Origin of the sequence: Chromobacterium vaccinii, assembly GCF_001855275.1 — a bacterium.
GTDB lineage: Bacteria > Pseudomonadota > Gammaproteobacteria > Burkholderiales > Chromobacteriaceae > Chromobacterium > Chromobacterium vaccinii.
This window is the reverse complement of sequence record NZ_CP017707.1, coordinates 4,619,584-4,636,394: the sequence shown is the minus strand read 5'-3', so window position 1 is coordinate 4,636,394 and position 16,811 is coordinate 4,619,584. Positions and strand designations below refer to the sequence as shown.

Here is a 16,811-nt window from a genome sequence, read left to right as displayed (position 1 = left end):
CTCTCGTTCTCTTCCGGGCTCAGTAAGTGTGTTCCGCCGCCGGGAAGGATTGGTCCTTCACCGCCTTGACGTAGGCTTGGACAGCGCCCTGGATGCTGCCCGCCTCTTCCATGAAATTCTTGACGAACTTGGCCTTCTTGCCCGGATACACGCCCAGCATGTCGTGCAGCACCAGCACCTGGCCGGAAGTATCCGCGCCGGCGCCTATGCCTATGGTCGGAACCTTGACGGTTTCGGTGATCTCTTTGGCCAGCGGCGCCGGCACGCATTCCATCAACACCAGGCTGGCGCCGGCTTCGGCCAGCGCCTTGGCGTCGTTCAGGATGCGCTGCGCGTCCTCGCCCCTGCCCTGCACGCGGTAGCCGCCGAACATGTTGACGTACTGCGGCGTCAGGCCGATGTGCGAGCACACTGGAATGCCGCGCTCCACCAGGAAGCGGGTGGTCTCGGCCATATAGGCGCCGCCTTCCAGCTTCACCATGTGGGCGCCGGCTTGCAGCAGGCGCGCGGCGTGGGCGAACGCTTGCTGCGGGCTTTCCTGGTAGGCGCCGAAAGTCATGTCGCCGAGGATCAGCGCGTTCTTGCTGCCGCGGGCCACGCAGCGGATGTGATAGAGCATGTCCTCCTCGCTGACCGGCAGCGTGGAGTCCACGCCTTGCATCACCGGCCCCAGCGAGTCGCCGACCAACAAAATTTCCACGCCGGCTTCGTCCAGCAAGCTGGCGAAGCTGGCGTCGTAGCAGGTCAGCATGCTGATCTTCTGGCCTTCCGCGGCCAGCTTGTGCAGGGTATTGACGGTTATTTTCATTTCTCGACTTCCTCGTGTTCCATCTGCGGCGTCCAGGGGGACGATGCAACCGGTCCCCGGTCAGACGCTCTTGTTGAAATAACTGCGCTGGCCGCGCATTTCGGCGATGCAGCGGATCAATAACTCGAAGTCCTCGCCGCCGTCCACCAGATTCAAATGTTCGGTGTTGACGATCAGCAACGGCGCCGACTCGTACTGATGGAAAAATTCGCTATAGCCGGCATGGACGCGCTTGAGGTAGCCCTCGGGGAAGTTCACCTCGTAGTCGACCGCGCGCGCGGCCACCCGCTGCAGCAGGATGTCCTCGGACGCCTGCAGATAGATCACCAGGTCCGGCACCGGATGCTCCGGCAGCGCCAGCCTCGCCAGGCGCTGGTAGACCGCCAGTTCGTGCTCGTCCAGATTGAGGCGGGCGAACAGCGCGTCCTTCTCGAACAGGAAGTCCGACACCAACGGCGCGGCCTGCAGCTCGCCGCTGATCATCTCGCGCGCGATGTCCGCCCGCTGCAGCAGGAAGCTCAGCTGGGTGGACAGCGCGTGGGCCGGCATATTGCGATAGAAGCGCGGCAGGAAGGGATTGGCGGCCGGGTCCTCGGCCTTCAGTTGCACGCCCCAGTACTCTGACAGCCGGCGGGCCAGCGAAGATTTGCCCGAGCCTATCGGCCCCTCCACCACCACGTATCGCAATTGACTCATGCTTGTTCCTGTTTGTTCGGGTTGGCCTCGTCGCCCAGGCGCTCCACGCCGTCGCCGGCCAGCGCCGCCGCCAGCGCGGCCACGTCGCCGACGCCCGGCAGCGTCGATCCGCCGGCGATCTCGGCCAGCGGCGCCATCACGAAGGCGCGCTCATGCATCCGGGGATGAGGCAGGATCAGCCGCGGATCCTCGAGAAAGACGCCATCGTAATACAACAAGTCAAGATCCAGCACCCTTGGCGCGTTGCGGAAGCTGCGTTCGCGGCCGAAGCGTTGCTCCAGCGCCAGCAACTCGTCCAGCAGCCGATGGGGCGGAAGCGCGGTGTCCAGCAAGGCCACCGCGTTGATGAAATCTGGCTGGTCGGCGTAACCGACCGGCGCGGTGCGGTACAGCGAGGAATGCCTGACCATCTCGGTCTCGGCCAAATGGCCAAGGGCCGCGAGAGCGGCCCTGACCTGCTGTTCCGGCTGCTCCAGATTGCTGCCCAGAGCCACGTAGGCCAGCGTCACTCGGCGCTCTCCCCCGCGCCCTCGGGCTTGCGGCGGCCGCTGCGCCGGCGGCGGCGCTTCTTGGCCGGCTCCTCGGCGCCGCCTTCTTTCGCCTCGGCGATCAGGCGCTCGCACTCGTCGCCGTCGGCGCGCTGGAAGCGCTCCCACCACTCGACCAGGGCGCTCGGCACTTCGCCGGCCTCGCTGCGCAGCGCCAGGAAGTCATAGGCGGCGCGGAAGCGGGGCTGCTCGAGGAAACGGTAGGGACGGCCGCCGGTGCGGCTGTCGAAACGCGCCTGCAGCGTCCAGATTTCGCGCATGGTCACGCTGAAGCGGCGCGGGATGGCGAAGTCATTGTCCTGTTCGTTCTCGACATCGGAAATGGCGTCCAGCAACGCCGGCAGGCTCTTCTCGCCCGCTTCGCAACGGCGCTGCCAGCCCTGGGCCACCTGGCGCCACAGCAAGGTGGCCAGCAAGAAGCCTACGGAAATCGGCTTGTCGGCGCGCAGGCGGGCGTCGGTGCTGTCCAGGCTCAGCTTCAGGAAGGCGTCTTCGCCGCCCTTGTCGTCGATCACCGCGTCCAGCAGCGGGAACACGCCGCGCGCCAGGCCTTCCTCGCGCAGCTTTTTCAGGCAGGCGTAGGCATGGCCGGACATCAGCAGCTTGAGCAATTCATCGAACAAGCGGGCCGGCGGCTCCTTCTTCAACAGATGGGCGTGGGAACGGATCGGCTTCTTGGTGTCCTCGTCGATCTCGAAGCCCAGCTTGGCCGCCAGGCGCACCGCGCGCAGCATGCGCACCGGGTCTTCCTGATAGCGGCGCGCCGGCTGGCCTATCATCACCAGCTTCTTGGCGTGCAGATCCCTGACGCCGTTGTGGTAGTCGATGACGGTTTCGTTGGACGGATCGTAGAACAGCGCGTTGACGGTGAAGTCGCGTCGGTGCGCGTCCTCTTCCTGGCTGCCGAAGCTGTTGTCGGCCATGATGCGGCCGGTTTCATTGGTGTCGTCGACGCTGCCGCCGCGGAAGGTGGTCACCTCGATGGTTTCCGGGCCCATCATCACGTGGACGATGCGGAAACGGCGGCCGATGATGCGGGAGCGGCGGAACAGATGATGCACCTGCTCCGGCGTGGCGTTGGTGGCCACGTCGAAGTCTTTGGGCGACACGTCCAGCATCAGGTCGCGCACGGCGCCGCCCACCACGAAGGCGGAGAAGCCGGCCTCCTGCAGACGGGAGGTCACGCGCAGCGCGGCGTGGCTGAGCTGGTCGCGGCGAACGCCGTGCTGCGGCAGCGGATAGACGCGCGGCTTGCCGCGGCGCTTGCCCATGGGCAATTCCAGAACTTTACGGATGAGCTTGCGGATCATTTGGAAGATAGTGGCTTGGAATGCTGGATTCGCAAGGTTAGAGATTCAAGGTCGCGATTATAGCCCGAATCCCCGCGGAAAATACACATCGGCCCTTCCCTCCCCAGGAAACTTGTTTCAATCGGCGCGGTCCGCGCCGGGTTCCGCCAGATACTGTTCTAGGCAATGTTGCAGATGCGCGCGCAGCGCCGCCACCGCCGGCGACAGCATCAAGCGGTGCGGAGTCACCAGGCACAGGGGCGTCGCCTCGGTCTCGTAGCCGGGCAGCAGGCGCGCCAGCCGTCCGGCGCGCAGATCGGCCAGCACATCGAGCCGGGACTTGTAGGCGATGCCGCAGCCGTCCACCGCCCAGCGCCGCACGATCTCGCCATCGTCGCTGAGCCAGCGCCCCCCCACCGCCACCGTCTGCCGCTCGCCATCCCGCTCGAAGCTCCAGCGCTCGTGCACCGCCGTTCCCAACACCATCCTCAGGCACTGGTGGCCGCGCAAGGCCTGCGGCGTCTCCGGCGCGCCATGGCGGGCCAGGTAGCCCGGCGACGCGCACAACACGCGGCGGTTGTCCGGCATCAGCGGCAGCGCCACCAGGCTGGAGTCCTCGGGCACGCCGTAGCGCAGCGCCACGTCCACCGGCTGGCGGTAGAGATCGGCCACGCGGTCGCTGATCCGCAACTGCAGGCCCAGCCCGGGATGCGATCGCAAAAAATCGTCCAGCCAGGGCCTGAGCAGGTTGCGCCCCAGATCCGACGGCATCGACAGCGACAGGCTGCCGGACAGTTCGCGCCGGTCCTGCTCCAGCGCCAGCCTGCCCGCCTGCAGCGCGTCCAGCGCGCCGCGGGCGTGCTCCAGATAGCGCTCCCCGGCCAGCGTCAGCCTCAGGCTGCGGGTGGAACGCGCCAACAACTGCGCGCCCAGCGCCTGCTCCAGCCGCTTCAAGGCGGCGCTGGCCACCGCGGGACTCAGGTCCAGCTGCCGCGCGGCCGCCGACAGGCTGCCATTGTCCGCGGCGCGGATGAACACCTGCAAATCGTCTACTCGAACCATTTTCATCAAAATTTTTTTGAAACTGATTCATATATTAGCCGGATTTTCTTCAAACCAAACCGCAATACCATGCGAGGCATCACGAAGGCGGACCTCTGCGCCGCCCGGATAGCAAACAAGGAAACCGAAATGAAAGCCGTCGCCTACTACCAAAGCCTGCCCATCTCCCACCCAGAAGCGCTGCAGGACGTGCAGCTGCCCGACCCAGCCATCGGCGAGCATGACCTGCTGGTGGAAGTGAAAGCCATCTCCGTCAACCCGGTGGATGTCAAAGTGCGCGCCAATATGGCGCCGGAAGCCGGCCGGGCCCGCGTGCTGGGCTGGGACGCGGCCGGCGTGGTGCGCGCCGTCGGGGCCAAGGCCAGCCTGTTCCAGCCGGGCGACCGCGTCTGGTACGCCGGCGCGTTGCAACGGCCCGGCGCCAACAGCGAGCTGCACGCGGTGGACGAGCGCATCGTCGGCCACATGCCGGCCAGTCTGGATTTCGAAACCGCCGCCGCGCTGCCGTTGACCGCCATCACCGCCTGGGAATTGCTGTTCGACCGCCTGCAGGTGCTGGCCAACCCGCAGCCATCCGGCAAGAAGCTGCTGGTGGTCGGCGCGGCCGGCGGCGTCGGCTCCATCCTGGTCCAGCTGGCGCGCCAGCTGACCGGCCTCACCGTGATCGGCACCGCGTCGCGGCCGGAAACCCAGGCCTGGGTCAAGGAACTGGGCGCGCATCACGTGATCGACCACAGCCAGCCGCTGAGCCGGGAGCTCAAACGCATCGGCGTCGATCAGGTCGACTATGTCGCCAGCCTGAACCAGACCGACCAGCACTTCGGCGAAATCGTCGAATCGCTGACGCCGCAGGGCAAGCTCGCGCTGATAGACGACCCGGCCGCGCTGGATATTGCCCAACTGAAGCGCAAGAGCCTCTCGCTGCACTGGGAGTTCATGTACACCCGCTCGATGTTCGCCACCGACGACCAGATCGAACAGCACAAGCTGCTGACCGAACTGGCGCGGCTGGTGGACGCCGGCATCGTCAAGAGCACGGTGGCCGAGCGCTTCGGCGCGATCAACGCCGCCAATCTCAAGCGCGCCCACGCGCTGCTGGAAAGCAATACCGCCAAAGGCAAGATCGTGCTGGCCGGTTTTTGAAAACCGCTAGCCGCAAGGGCAGCAAGGAAGCATCGCCGTCCTTGCCTGCGCTCGCGGCGAATGCCGCCGACCGGTCCGGCGCGACGCTCCGGACCGGCTCCACGCCTGCCGCACGGCGCGGCAGGCGCCCCCATTAAGGGATCGCAATGACTGCCAACCGCCTCATCCTGATCACGATAGACCTATCCTTCCATGCCGCCAGCGCCGCAGCGGTGGCCGCCGTTCTGAAACGGCACGGCGTGGCGGTAGAAGAACGCCGCGCGCCGCACGAGCGCGCGTTCGAGCTGCTGGCTGCCGGCCAGGGCGACATGCTGTGCAGCGCCTGGCTGCCCGGCAGCCACGGCGCCTATCTCGCGCCGATAGCGGACGAAGTCGAAAAACTGGCCGCGCTTTATGCCCCCCACGCTCTGTGGGGCGTGCCCGACTATGTGCCGACAGAGGCCGTCGCCGCGATCGCCGACCTGAAAAAGCCGGAAGTCTCGGCGCGGATGGTCAAGAAGATACAGGGCATCAATCCCGGCGCCGGCATCAGCCGCTTCTCCCGCGAAATCATCTCCCGCTACCGGCTGGACGAGGATGGCTACCATTTTGAAAACGGCAGCCTGGAGGACTGCGTCTCCGCGTTCGAGCAAGCCGTCGCGCGGCGCGACTGGACGGTAGTGCCGCTGTGGCAGCCGCAATTCCTGCACTGGCGCCACCGCATCCGCGAACTGGCGGATCCGGAAAACCTGTTGCGCGGCCCAGACCAGGCGACGCTGGTCATCCGCAAGGACGCGCTGGCCCGCTTGCCGCCAGCCGCCGTAGACGGCTTGCGCGCGCTGCGGCTGGGCAACCGCGCCGTCGCCTGGCTGGACCATCTGATCAGCCGAGAGGGAATGACGCCGGATGCTGCGGCGCGGCAATGGCTGTCTTCCATCTGAGCATCCGCCCGAATCGGAGCGACAACCATGTTCAACAAGACGACATTCACAAAACCACACCATCAACCCAGTAGACATATGAACGAAATCCAGAGAGCATACGGGATTCATTCCCTTGCTCCGCCCAAGAGAGCCCTCGCAAGGGAAGAAATCGGGGAAGGCCGCAGATCCGGATGATGGCCGCGCGGCATTCCTGCACATTCAGGAGCACGCTGTGTATTCCAGATCCAATCCTCCATCCGCCCGTCGGCGGCAGCCCGCCGCCGGCAGGCCGTCCTGGCGCCGCCTCGCGCTGCTTGCCCTGGTTCTGTCCCAGGCCGGCTGCGCGGTCGGCCCAGACTTCAAATCCCCCACCCTTCCGGACGCCGCCAAACGCGGCTATTCGGAGTCGGCGCTGCCGGCAGCCACCGCCGGCACCGGACGGGCCGGTTCCGCCGGCGCCGGCCAGCGGCTGGTCAACGGCGGCGAATTGCCCGCCCAATGGTGGACGCTGTTCCGCTCGCCGGAACTGGACCAGCTGATCCGCGCCGCGCTGGAGCACAACCCCACGCTGGAAGCCGCCCAGGCGGCGCTGGTCCAGACCCGCGAGAACTACAACGCCGCCTCGGGCAGCCTGCTGTTCCCCAATGTCAACGCCCAGCTGGGCGGCGGCCGGCAGCGCGCGATCCTGACCGGCACCAACCCCAGCGAATTCAACGTCTACAGCGCCACCGTCAACGTGTCGTACACGCTTGACCTGTTCGGCGGCTCCCGCCGCCAGCTGGAAGGCCTGATGGCGGCGGCCGACTACCAGCGCTTCCAGACCGAGGCCGCTTACCAGACGCTGGTCGCCAACGTGGTCACCGCCGCGGTTCAGGAAGCTTCGCTGCGCGGCCAGCTGGCGGCGACGCAAGAATTGCTGAAGGCGCAGGTAGCCCAACTGGCCATCGTCGACAAGCAGGTGGCGCTCGGCGCCCAGGCCCGCTCCGCGTCGCTGAGCCAGGGCACGCTGGTGGCGCAGACCCGCGCCCAGCTGCCGCCGCTGGAAAAAGCGCTGGCGCAAACCCGCAACCTGCTGGCGACGCTGGTGGGCCGCTTCCCCGGCGAAGGCGGCCTGCCGGAGTTCCGGCTGGAATCGCTGAAGCTGCCGGACGAACTGCCGGTGTCGCTACCGTCCGACCTCGCCCGCCAACGCCCTGACATCCGCGCCAGCGAGGCGCTGCTGCACCAGGCCAGCGCCAATGTCGGCGTCGCCACGGCGAACCAGTATCCGCAGATCACCCTCAGCGGCAGCTACGGCACCCAGCACACGGTGCTGCCCAACATGGATGTCGGCAACACCTTGTGGAACGTCACCGGCGGGCTGCTGCAGCCGCTGCTCAACGGCGGCGCGCTCAGCGCCAAGCGCCGCGCGGCCGAGGCGGCCTATCGGCAGGCGGAGGCGCAGTACCGGGCGACCGTGCTGAAGGGCTTCCAGAATGTCGCCGACAGCCTGCGCGCGGTGGAAGCCGACGCCATGGCGCTGAAGGCCCAGGCCGACGCCGAGTCCCAGGCGCGCGAGTCGCTGGAGGTGCATACCCGGCAGTACAAGCTGGGCGGCATCAGCTACCTGGCCCTGCTGGACGCCGAACGCAGCTACCAGCAGGCCAAAATCGGCCTGATCCAGGCCCAGGCCGCCCGCTATAGCGACACCGCGGCGCTGTTCGTGGCGCTGGGCGGCGGCTGGTGGAAACAGCCGGCGGCCGCCGACTGACCGACAGGACACACGCATCGCCCGCCGCGAGCGGCGGGCCGGCCAATACGAATCGCCATTAAATCAAAGAGAAGACGAATCATGACCAAGCGAATGTTGATCATGCTGGGCTGCGTGCTGGCGCTGGTGGTGGCGCTGGGCGTGGGCTTTTTCCTCCACATCCAGAAGCTGATCGCCAGCTCGCCCAAGCCGGGGCCCCAGACAGTGTCCACCACGGTGGCCAAGATGCAGGAATGGCAGCCGCAGCTGGGCTCGGTGGGCACGCTGTCCGCCGTGCACGGCGTGGATGTCAGCAGCGAAGTGGCCGGCCAGGTGCGCAGCCTGCACTTCAAGTCCGGCGAAGACGTGAAAGCCGGCGAGGTGCTGGTGCAGCTGAACGCCGATTCCGACGTCGCCCAGCTGCGCGCGCTGCAGGCCGCGGCCGAGCTGGCGGCCACCACGCTGAAGCGCGACCGCGCGCAGCTGGCCGTGCAGGGCGTCAGCCAGGCCCAGGTGGACGCCGACGAGGCCGACCTGAAGAGCAAGAAGGCCCAGGTGGCGCAGCAGGAGGCGCTGGTAGCCAAGAAGACGATACGCGCGCCGTTCGCCGGCCGCGTCGGCATCACCCCGGTCAATCCCGGCCAGTACCTGAACCCGGGCGACAAGATAGTCACGCTGCAAACCATCGATCCGGTCTACATCGATTTCTACCTGCCGCAACGCCAGATCGCCCAGATCCGTCCGGGCCAGCCGGTCAAGGTGAAGAGCGACGCCTTCGGCGCCCAGCAGTTCCACGGCAAGATCAATGCGATCAGCCCCAAGATCGACCCCGCCACCCGCAACGTCCAGATCCAGGCCACCATCGCCAATCCGAAACGCCAGCTGCTGCCCGGCATGTTCGGCAACGCCACCGTGGACGTGGGCAGCAAGCAAAGCCGCCTGACGCTGCCGCAGACCGCGATCACCTACAACCCGTACGGCTCGACCGTATTCATCGTCCAGAAGGGCAAGAACGGCCCCGAGGCGCAGCAGGTCTTCGTCACCACCGGCGACACGCGCGGCGATCAGGTGGCGATCACCGGCGGCCTGAAGGACGGCCAGGAAGTGGTGACCAGCGGCCAGCTGAAGCTGAAGACCGGCACGCCGATCACGGTCAACAACTCGGTGCGCCCATCGGATAATCCGAACCCGACGCCGCAAGAACACTGAGGCAGCGCCATGAACTTTACCGATATCTTCATCAAGCGGCCGGTGCTGGCCACGACCATCAGCCTGCTGATCGTCGTGCTCGGCCTGCGCTCGCTGTTCGGCCTGCCGATCAACCAGTACCCGCAGACGCAGAACGCGGTGGTGACGATTTCCACCACCTACTACGGCGCCGACGCCAAGACCGTGGCCGGCTTCATCACCCAGCCGCTGGAGTCGGCGATCGCCCAGGCCCAGGGCATCGACTACCTGTCGTCCTCCAGCAGCAACGGCGTGTCCACCATCACCGCCACGCTGCGGCTGAACTACGACGCCAACCGCGCGCTGACCCAGATCAACACCCAGGTCAACTCGGTGAAGAACCAGTTGCCGGCCCAGGCGCAGCAGCCGGTGCTGACGGTGCAGACCGGCCAGACCACTGACGCGATGTACATGGGTTTCTACAGCAACACGCTGCCGACCAACAACGTCACCGATTACCTGGTGCGCGTGGTCAAGCCCAAGCTGGACTCGGTTCCCGGGGTGCAGACCGCCGAAATCCTGGGCGCGCGCCAGTTCGCGCTGCGCGCCTGGCTGGATTCGGCCAAGATGGCGGCCTACGGCGTCACCGCGGCCGACGTCAGCGTCGCGCTGGCCAGCAACAACGCGCTGAGCGCGCCGGGCTCCAGCAAGGGCCAGATGGTGACCATCCCGCTGACCGCCGACACCGACTTGCACTCGGTCGCCGAATTCAAGCAGCTGGCGATCAAGCGCAACGGCGACGCCATCGTTCGCCTGGAGGATGTGGCCACGGTGACGCTGGGCTCGGAGAACTACGACTTCAACGTCGCCTTCAGCGGCGTGCGCTCGGTATTCATCGGCATCAAGGTGGCGCCGGAAGCCAACATCCTCGACGTGGCGGCGCGGGTGCGCAAGGCCTTCCCCGCCGTCCAGCAGCAATTGCCCACCGGCCTGACCGGCCAGATCGTCTACGACTCCACCGACTTCATCAACACCTCCATCCATGAGGTGGTGAAGACGCTGCTGGAAGCGCTGGTGATCGTGACCGTGGTGATCTTCCTGTTCCTGGGGAGCTTCCGCGCGGTGGTGGTGCCGGTGATCGCGATGCCGCTGTCGTTGATCGGCACCTTCTTCATCATGCTGATGCTGGGCTACTCGATCAACCTGCTGACCCTTCTGGCGCTGGTGCTGGCCATCGGCCTGGTGGTGGACGACGCCATCATCGTGGTGGAGAACGTGGACCGCCACATGCGCGAGGGCAAGACGCCGTTCGAAGCCTCCATCATCGCCGCCCGCGAGCTGGGCGGCCCCATCCTGGCGATGACGGTGGTGCTGGTGGCGGTGTACGTGCCGATCGGCTTCCAGGGCGGCCTGACCGGCGCGCTGTTCACCGAGTTCGCCTTCACGCTGGCGGCGGCAGTGACGGTGTCCGGCGTGGTGGCGCTGACGCTGTCGCCTATGATGTGCTCGCGTTTCTTCAACGCCGACATGGACAACAGCCCCTTCGTCCACGCCATCGACCGCACCTTCGAGCGCGTGCGCCACGGCTATCGCCGCCTCCTGCACAGCCTGCTGGAAACCTGGCCGGTGCTGATCGTGATGGGCGCCATCCTGATCGCGCTGCTGGCGGTGATGTTCAAGATGTCCAAGTCGGAGCTGGCGCCGGAAGAGGACCAGGGCATCGTGCTGTCCCAGGTGGTCGGCGCGCCGACGGCCACCTCGGACCAGATGCAGACCTACGCCAACCAGGTGTTCCAGGCGGCCAAGGGCATGCCGGAATACCAGCAGATGTTCCAGATCACCGGCGTGCCCACCGTCAACGCCGGCATAGGCGGCGTGCTGTTCAAGCCGTGGGATCAGCGCTCGCGCAGCGCGCACGAGATCCAGATGGACCTGCAATCGCGCTGGAACAAGATCGCCGGCGCGCGCGTGGCGGCGTTCCAGTTCCCGCCGCTGCCGGGCGCCTCCGGCCTGCCGGTGCAGTTCGTGATCAACACCACCGAACCGTTCGAGAACCTGAACCAGGTGGCGCAGCAGGTCATGGACAAGGCGCGCGCGTCCGGCAAGTTCTACTTCCTGGACTCCGACCTGAAGATCGACAAGCCGCAGGCCACGGTGGTGATGGACCGCGACAAGATCACCGCGCTGGGCCTGAGCCAGCAGGACGTCGGCAACGCGCTGAGCGCGGCGCTGGGCGGAGGCTACGTCAACTACTTCTCGATCGAGGGCCGTTCCTACAAGGTGATCCCGCAGGTGCAGCAGGTAGACCGGCTCAATCCTTCGCAGCTGCTGGACTACTACATCAAGACGCCCAACAACGGCGTGATCCCGGTCGGCACCGTGGCCACGCTGAAGTACGACGTGGTGCCGCAATCCATCACCCGCTTCCAGCAGCTCAACTCTGTGACCATCTCCGGCGTGCCGGGCGCGTCGCAGGGCGAAGTGCTGCAGTACCTGCGCGACACGGTGCAGCAAGTGGCCCCGACCGGCTATTCGGTCGACTACTCCGGCCAGTCGCGCCAGTTCATGCAGGAATCCGGCGGTTTCCTGGTGACCATGCTGTTCGCGGTGATCATCGTGTTCCTGGCGCTGTCGGCGCTGTTCGAAAGCTTCCGCGACCCGGTGGTGATCCTGGTGTCGGTGCCGCTGGCGCTGTTCGGGGCGATGATCTTCATCTTCCTGGGCTTCTCCTCGCTCAACATCTACACCGAGGTGGGCCTGGTGACGCTGATGGGCCTGATCAGCAAGCACGGCATCCTGATCGTCGAAGTGGCCAACGAGCTGCGCAAGACCGGCCTGTCCAAGCGCGAGGCAATCGAGGAGGCGGCGTCCATCCGGCTGCGCCCCATCCTGATGACTACCGCGGCGATGGTGTTCGGCGTGATCCCGCTGGTGATCGCCTCCGGCGCCGGCGCGGCCGGCCGCTACGCGATGGGCCTGGTGATCTTCACCGGCCTGTCCATCGGCACGCTGTTCACGCTGTTCGTGGTGCCGGCGATGTACATGTTCATCGCCTCGCGCCGCGAAGAGAAGGCTCAGCCGGCGCTGGAAGAAGCCGCCCAGCACTGACCCTCTCTCCTGCGCTATGATCCGACAGGCGGCCTCGGCCGCCTGTTTTCATTCCAGTCACGGGAAAATCACATGCCAAGCAATCGCTCCGCCGAATTCGTCACCGCCCTCTTGCTCGCAGGCGGCGAGGGCCGGCGCATGGGCGGCGCGGACAAGGGCTGGATCGCGCTCGACGGCGTGCCGCTGGCCGAGCGGGCGGCGGCGCGGCTGCGGCCGCAGGCCGACGCGCTGCTGATCAGCGCCAACCGCAATCAGGAACGCTACGCCGCGCTGGGGCGGGTGGTGGCGGACGCGGCGGAATTCGCCGGCGGCGGACCGCTGGCGGGACTGGAAGCCGGACTGTCCGCCTGCCCTGGGCCCTGGCTGGTGACCGCCCCCTGCGACCTGCCCTTCCTGCCCGATGACCTGGCGGCGCGGCTGCTGGCGCCGCTGCTGCGCGGCGAGACCGCGCTCAGCGTGGCCCGTTGCGGAGGCCATCCGCACCCGGTATGCATGGCGGTCTCCGCGGAGCTGCTGCCCTCGCTGCGCGACTATCTGCGCGGCGGCGGACGCAAGGTCAGGGAATGGCAGGCGCGCGCCGGCGCGGCGATGGTGGACTTCGACGACGCGCCGCAAGCCTTCCGCAATCTGAATACCCCGGACGACCTGGCGGCCGCCTCGCAAGGCTGAGCCGCGTCAGGCCGTGTACTCGACGAAGCCGTTCTGCCGGCAGAAGCTGGCCAGCGCGACGCCGGCGCGGCGCGCGATGTCCACCGCCAGCGAGGTGGGCGCGGAAATGGTGGCCAGCAGCGGAATCCCGGCCCTGGCGCATTTGCGCGCCAGCTCGTAGCTGGCGCGGCTGGACATGAAGGCGAAGCCATCGCCCGGATCCATCCCCTCCAGCGCCAGCCAGCCTATCAGCTTGTCCAGCGCGTTGTGCCGCCCCACGTCCTCGAACACCGCCTTCACCTCGCCGTCGCGGCCGCACCAGGCCGCCGCGTGCGCGCAGCCCGTCGCCCGCATCAGGCGCTGATGGGCGGGCAGTTCGGCCGCCGCGCGCGCGATCGCCGCCGCGTCCGCGATCACGGGATGGGCCGGCTTCTCCATCGGCCCGGGCTCCAGATCCAGCAAGGCCAGGCTCTCGATGCCGCACACGCCGCAGCCGCTGCGGCCTTCCAGCGAGCGGCGCCGGCCCTTCAAGGCCAGGAAAGCCGGCTGGGCGATTTCCAGCCTGACCTCGGCGCCGCCGGCGACGAAATCGGCTTCGACGTCGAAAATCTCCGCCCGCCGCCCGACAATGCCCTCGCTCAGCGCGAAGCCCACCGCCAGCCGTTCCAGATCCAGCGGCGTGGCCATCATCACCGCGTGCGAAATGCCGTTGAACACCAGCGCCACCGGCGTTTCTTCCGCCACCAGGTCCTGGTCTGGCCGGATCTCTCCATCGCGATGGCGCACCACAGCCAGCGATGTCATCCCCTCTTCCGTCCCGCCATTGTCTTGCTTGCGCATCCGTCCGCCTCGTTTCGCGTCCTCCGGAAAGAAGGCCGCCGTGAAAATCCATCATTCCATCCATTGGCCGCGCCGCCATCGGTTACACTGGCGCGCCCGACACCGCGCGACCGCCATGACCGACCTGCCCCCCATCGACCAGCTGGATCCCAGCATCGCCGCCCTGCTCGCGCAGCTGTGGCGGGCCGCGTCAACCGGCGGCCAGCCCTGGCCCCTGGCGCGGCTCGCCAAGCAGGCCGGACTGGGAATGAGCACGCTGCTGCGCTGCCTGAACCTGCTGGCCGAGCTGGGGCTGGCCCACATGGAGCGCCGGGACAACGGCCGCGGCCGCGCCTGGCTCAGCGAAGAAGGCCTGGCCTGCTGCCGGCAATGGTTTGCCCCGGCGGGCCAGGATTGACATTATCCCGCCGGAGCCGCCCCGCGCGCCAGCAAACGCCGCCCGCAAGGAATTTACCGCAAGCGGCCGCCATCCTTTATCCTTGCACCTCTTGATCCAAAGCAAAACCGGAACCACACCTTTCCAGCAGGAGCCGCCCCGACATGAGCCATTCCAAGACCAGCGAACGCATCCAGCTGTACGCGCAACCGGCCGGCGGGCTGGACTCCCTCAAGAGCACCACGGTCACGCTGATCAAGGAAAAAGTGCCCGGCAGCCGTTACAAGACGCTGTTCCACCAGAACCAGCCGGACGGCTTCGACTGCCCGGGCTGCGCCTGGCCGGACCGGGAGCATACCTCCACCTTCGAATTCTGCGAAAACGGCGTCAAGGCGGTGGCGGCCGAAGCCACCTCCAAGCGCATCGGCGCCGATTTCTTCGCGCGGCACACCGTCGCCGAGCTCTTGGAACAGAGCGATTACGAGCTGGAGCAGCACGGCCGCCTGACCGAACCGCTGGCCTACGACGCCGCCAGCGACCGCTATCTGCCGATAAGCTGGGATGACGCCTACGCGCGGGTCGCCGGCCATCTGAAAGCCCTGCCTCATCCGGACCAGGCCTCGTTCTACGTCTCCGGCCGCACCAGCAACGAAACCGCCTTCCTGTTCCAGCTGTTCGTGCGCATGTACGGCACCAACAATTTCCCGGACTGCTCCAACCTCTGCCACGAATCGTCCAGCCGCGCGCTGCCGCAAACGGTGGGCGTGGGCAAGGCCACGGTGGTGCTGGACGACTTCGAGCACGCCGACACCATCATGGTATTCGGCCAGAATCCAGCCACCAATCACCCGCGGATGCTGAACGAGCTGCGCGCCGCCGCCAAGCGCGGCGCGACCATCGTGTCGATCAACCCGCTGAAGGAAAAGGGACTGGACCGCTTCGCCAGCCCGCAGCATCCGCTGGACCTGGTCAACGGCGGCGCCCGCATCAGCTCGCTGTTCATCCGCCCGACGCTGGGCGGCGACTTCGCGCTGATCAAGGGCGTGGCCAAGCGGGTGCTGGAGCTGGACGACGCGGCCGTCGCCGCCGGCGGCGAACGGGTGCTGGACGCGGCCTTCCTGGCCGAGCATTGCGCCGGCTTCGACGCCTTCGCCGCAGACCTGCGCGCCGAAAGCTGGCCGGACCTGGCCGCCGCCTCCGGCGTGCCTTACCAGGATATCGACGCTCTGGCCCAGACATACGCGAAGGGCAAGGCGGTGATCGCCACCTGGGGCATGGGCCTGACCCAGCACCGCGATTCCGTCGCGGCGATCCAGATCCTGTCCAACCTGATGATGATGCGCGGCAACATCGGCCGCCTCGGCGCCGGCCTGTGCCCGGTGCGCGGCCATTCCAACGTGCAGGGCGACCGCACCATGGGCATCGAGGACAAGCCGGCCCAGGCCTTCCTCGACCGCCTGCGCGACGTCTACGGCTTCGAACCGCCGCGCGGGCACGGCCTGGACGCGGTGGACACCATCAAGGCGATGCTGGACGGCCGGGTCAAGGTGTTCTTTGGCCTGGGCGGCAATTTCGCCATGGCCACGCCGGACACGCCACGCACCTTCGAGGCGCTGCGCAACTGCGATCTGACGGTGCAGATATCCACCAAGCTGAACCGCAGCCACCTGGTCCACGGCCGCGACGCGCTGATCCTCCCGACGCTGGGCCGCACCGAGATCGACCGTCAGGAAACCGGCCCGCAAGGCGTGACGGTGGAAGACTCGATGTGCATGGTGCACCTGTCCTACGGCATCAACCCGCCGGCCTCGACGCAGCTGCGTTCTGAAACCGGCATCATCGCCGGCATCGCCGACGCGACGCTGGGCGGCGGCAAGGTGGACTGGCTGAGCTATGTGGGCGACTACTCGCGGATCCGCGACGAGATCGCCAAGGTGTTCGACGCCTTCCACGATTTCAATGCCCGGGTCGCCAGGCCCGGCGGCTTCCACCTGACCCCGGCCTCGCGCGAGCGGCGCTGGCTGACGCCGAGCGGCAAGGCGCAGTTCATCGTCAACGCGCTGGAGAAGGACACGCCGATCGCCCGCGCCCGCGCGCTGCACGGCGACCAGCTGATGGTGCTGATGACCGCCCGCTCTCACGACCAGTACAACACCACCATCTACGCGCTGGACGACCGCTACCGCGGCGTCTACGGCCAGCGCCGGGTGCTGCTGATCAACCCGGAGGACATGGCCAGGCTGGGCTTCGCCGACGGCGAGCGGGTGGACATCTTCACCGTCTGGCACGACGGCATCGAACGCCGCGCCGACGGCTTCCGGCTGGTGGGATACGACATCCCGCGCGGCTGCCTGGGCGCCTATTTCCCGGAAACCAATCCGCTGATCCCGCTGGACAGCGTGGCCGACGTGTCCAACACGCCGACCTCCAAATCGGTGCCGGTGCTGCTGAGGCGCGCGGCGGCCTGAGCGCGGGCCGGCCGCCTGCGCGCCCCG

14 protein-coding genes are annotated in these 16,811 nt (G+C 67.3%); 8 read left to right on the top strand and 6 right to left on the bottom strand.

Annotated features, from left to right (window positions below; genetic code table 11):
• Window positions 1–19 precede the first annotated feature (19 nt).
• From panB to BKX93_RS21390, 5 genes are all read right to left on the bottom strand, one after another.
• Window positions 20–808 (bottom strand): 3-methyl-2-oxobutanoate hydroxymethyltransferase, encoded by a 789-nt coding sequence (gene panB / locus BKX93_RS21410; RefSeq protein ID WP_070981285.1) that lies wholly within the window; start codon window positions 806–808, stop codon window positions 20–22.
• A 60-nt stretch (window positions 809–868) separates the two neighbouring features.
• Window positions 869–1,504, bottom strand: coding sequence for a deoxynucleoside kinase (locus BKX93_RS21405; RefSeq protein WP_070981284.1), 636 nt, complete (start codon window positions 1,502–1,504; stop codon window positions 869–871).
• A complete protein-coding gene (gene folK / locus BKX93_RS21400; RefSeq protein ID WP_070981282.1) occupies window positions 1,501–2,013 on the bottom strand; it encodes a 2-amino-4-hydroxy-6-hydroxymethyldihydropteridine diphosphokinase in 513 nt (170 codons plus the stop codon). Before folK ends, BKX93_RS21405 begins: the two co-directional genes overlap by 4 nt.
• Window positions 2,010–3,362, bottom strand: a complete 1,353-nt coding sequence (gene pcnB / locus BKX93_RS21395) for a polynucleotide adenylyltransferase PcnB (protein ID WP_046157497.1) — start codon at window positions 3,360–3,362, stop codon at window positions 2,010–2,012. The genes folK and pcnB overlap by 4 nt, the downstream gene beginning before the upstream one ends.
• A gap of 117 nt (window positions 3,363–3,479) precedes the next feature.
• Complete coding sequence (locus BKX93_RS21390; RefSeq protein WP_200896017.1) at window positions 3,480–4,409, bottom strand: LysR family transcriptional regulator; 930 nt, start codon at window positions 4,407–4,409, stop codon at window positions 3,480–3,482.
• A 123-nt stretch (window positions 4,410–4,532) separates the two neighbouring features.
• Between BKX93_RS21390 and BKX93_RS21385 the strand changes: the two genes are divergently transcribed.
• From BKX93_RS21385 to mobA, 6 genes are all read left to right on the top strand, one after another.
• Window positions 4,533–5,546 carry a zinc-binding alcohol dehydrogenase family protein gene (locus BKX93_RS21385; RefSeq protein WP_070981280.1) on the top strand — a complete coding sequence of 338 codons (1,014 nt, stop codon included), beginning with the start codon at window positions 4,533–4,535 and terminating at the stop codon, window positions 5,544–5,546.
• Between the two features lie 146 nt (window positions 5,547–5,692).
• Window positions 5,693–6,466 (top strand): glycine betaine ABC transporter substrate-binding protein, encoded by a 774-nt coding sequence (locus BKX93_RS21380; protein ID WP_070981279.1) that lies wholly within the window; start codon window positions 5,693–5,695, stop codon window positions 6,464–6,466.
• 214 nt (window positions 6,467–6,680) lie between these two features.
• Window positions 6,681–8,198 (top strand): efflux transporter outer membrane subunit, encoded by a 1,518-nt coding sequence (locus BKX93_RS21375; RefSeq protein ID WP_070981277.1) that lies wholly within the window; start codon window positions 6,681–6,683, stop codon window positions 8,196–8,198.
• A gap of 81 nt (window positions 8,199–8,279) precedes the next feature.
• The gene (locus BKX93_RS21370) at window positions 8,280–9,386 is read left to right on the top strand and encodes an efflux RND transporter periplasmic adaptor subunit (RefSeq protein WP_046157500.1); all 1,107 of its coding nucleotides are present in this window, start codon (window positions 8,280–8,282) and stop codon (window positions 9,384–9,386) included.
• A 9-nt stretch (window positions 9,387–9,395) separates the two neighbouring features.
• Window positions 9,396–12,452 (top strand): efflux RND transporter permease subunit, encoded by a 3,057-nt coding sequence (locus tag BKX93_RS21365; protein WP_070981275.1) that lies wholly within the window; start codon window positions 9,396–9,398, stop codon window positions 12,450–12,452.
• Between the two features lie 72 nt (window positions 12,453–12,524).
• A complete protein-coding gene (gene mobA / locus BKX93_RS21360; protein WP_070981274.1) occupies window positions 12,525–13,121 on the top strand; it encodes a molybdenum cofactor guanylyltransferase MobA in 597 nt (198 codons plus the stop codon).
• A gap of 6 nt (window positions 13,122–13,127) precedes the next feature.
• Here the strand turns inward: mobA and fdhD are convergent, their stop codons facing one another.
• Window positions 13,128–13,904, bottom strand: a complete 777-nt coding sequence (gene fdhD / locus BKX93_RS21355) for a formate dehydrogenase accessory sulfurtransferase FdhD (protein ID WP_235429294.1) — start codon at window positions 13,902–13,904, stop codon at window positions 13,128–13,130.
• A gap of 151 nt (window positions 13,905–14,055) precedes the next feature.
• On the opposite strand from fdhD, the gene BKX93_RS21350 reads away from it, so the two are divergent.
• Window positions 14,056–14,337 carry a helix-turn-helix domain-containing protein gene (locus tag BKX93_RS21350; RefSeq protein ID WP_046168248.1) on the top strand — a complete coding sequence of 94 codons (282 nt, stop codon included), beginning with the start codon at window positions 14,056–14,058 and terminating at the stop codon, window positions 14,335–14,337.
• 143 nt (window positions 14,338–14,480) lie between these two features.
• Window positions 14,481–16,784: an FdhF/YdeP family oxidoreductase gene (locus BKX93_RS21345; protein ID WP_046168249.1), complete on the top strand. Its 2,304-nt coding sequence runs from the start codon at window positions 14,481–14,483 to the stop codon at window positions 16,782–16,784.
• The last annotated feature ends 27 nt before the right edge of the window (window positions 16,785–16,811 follow it).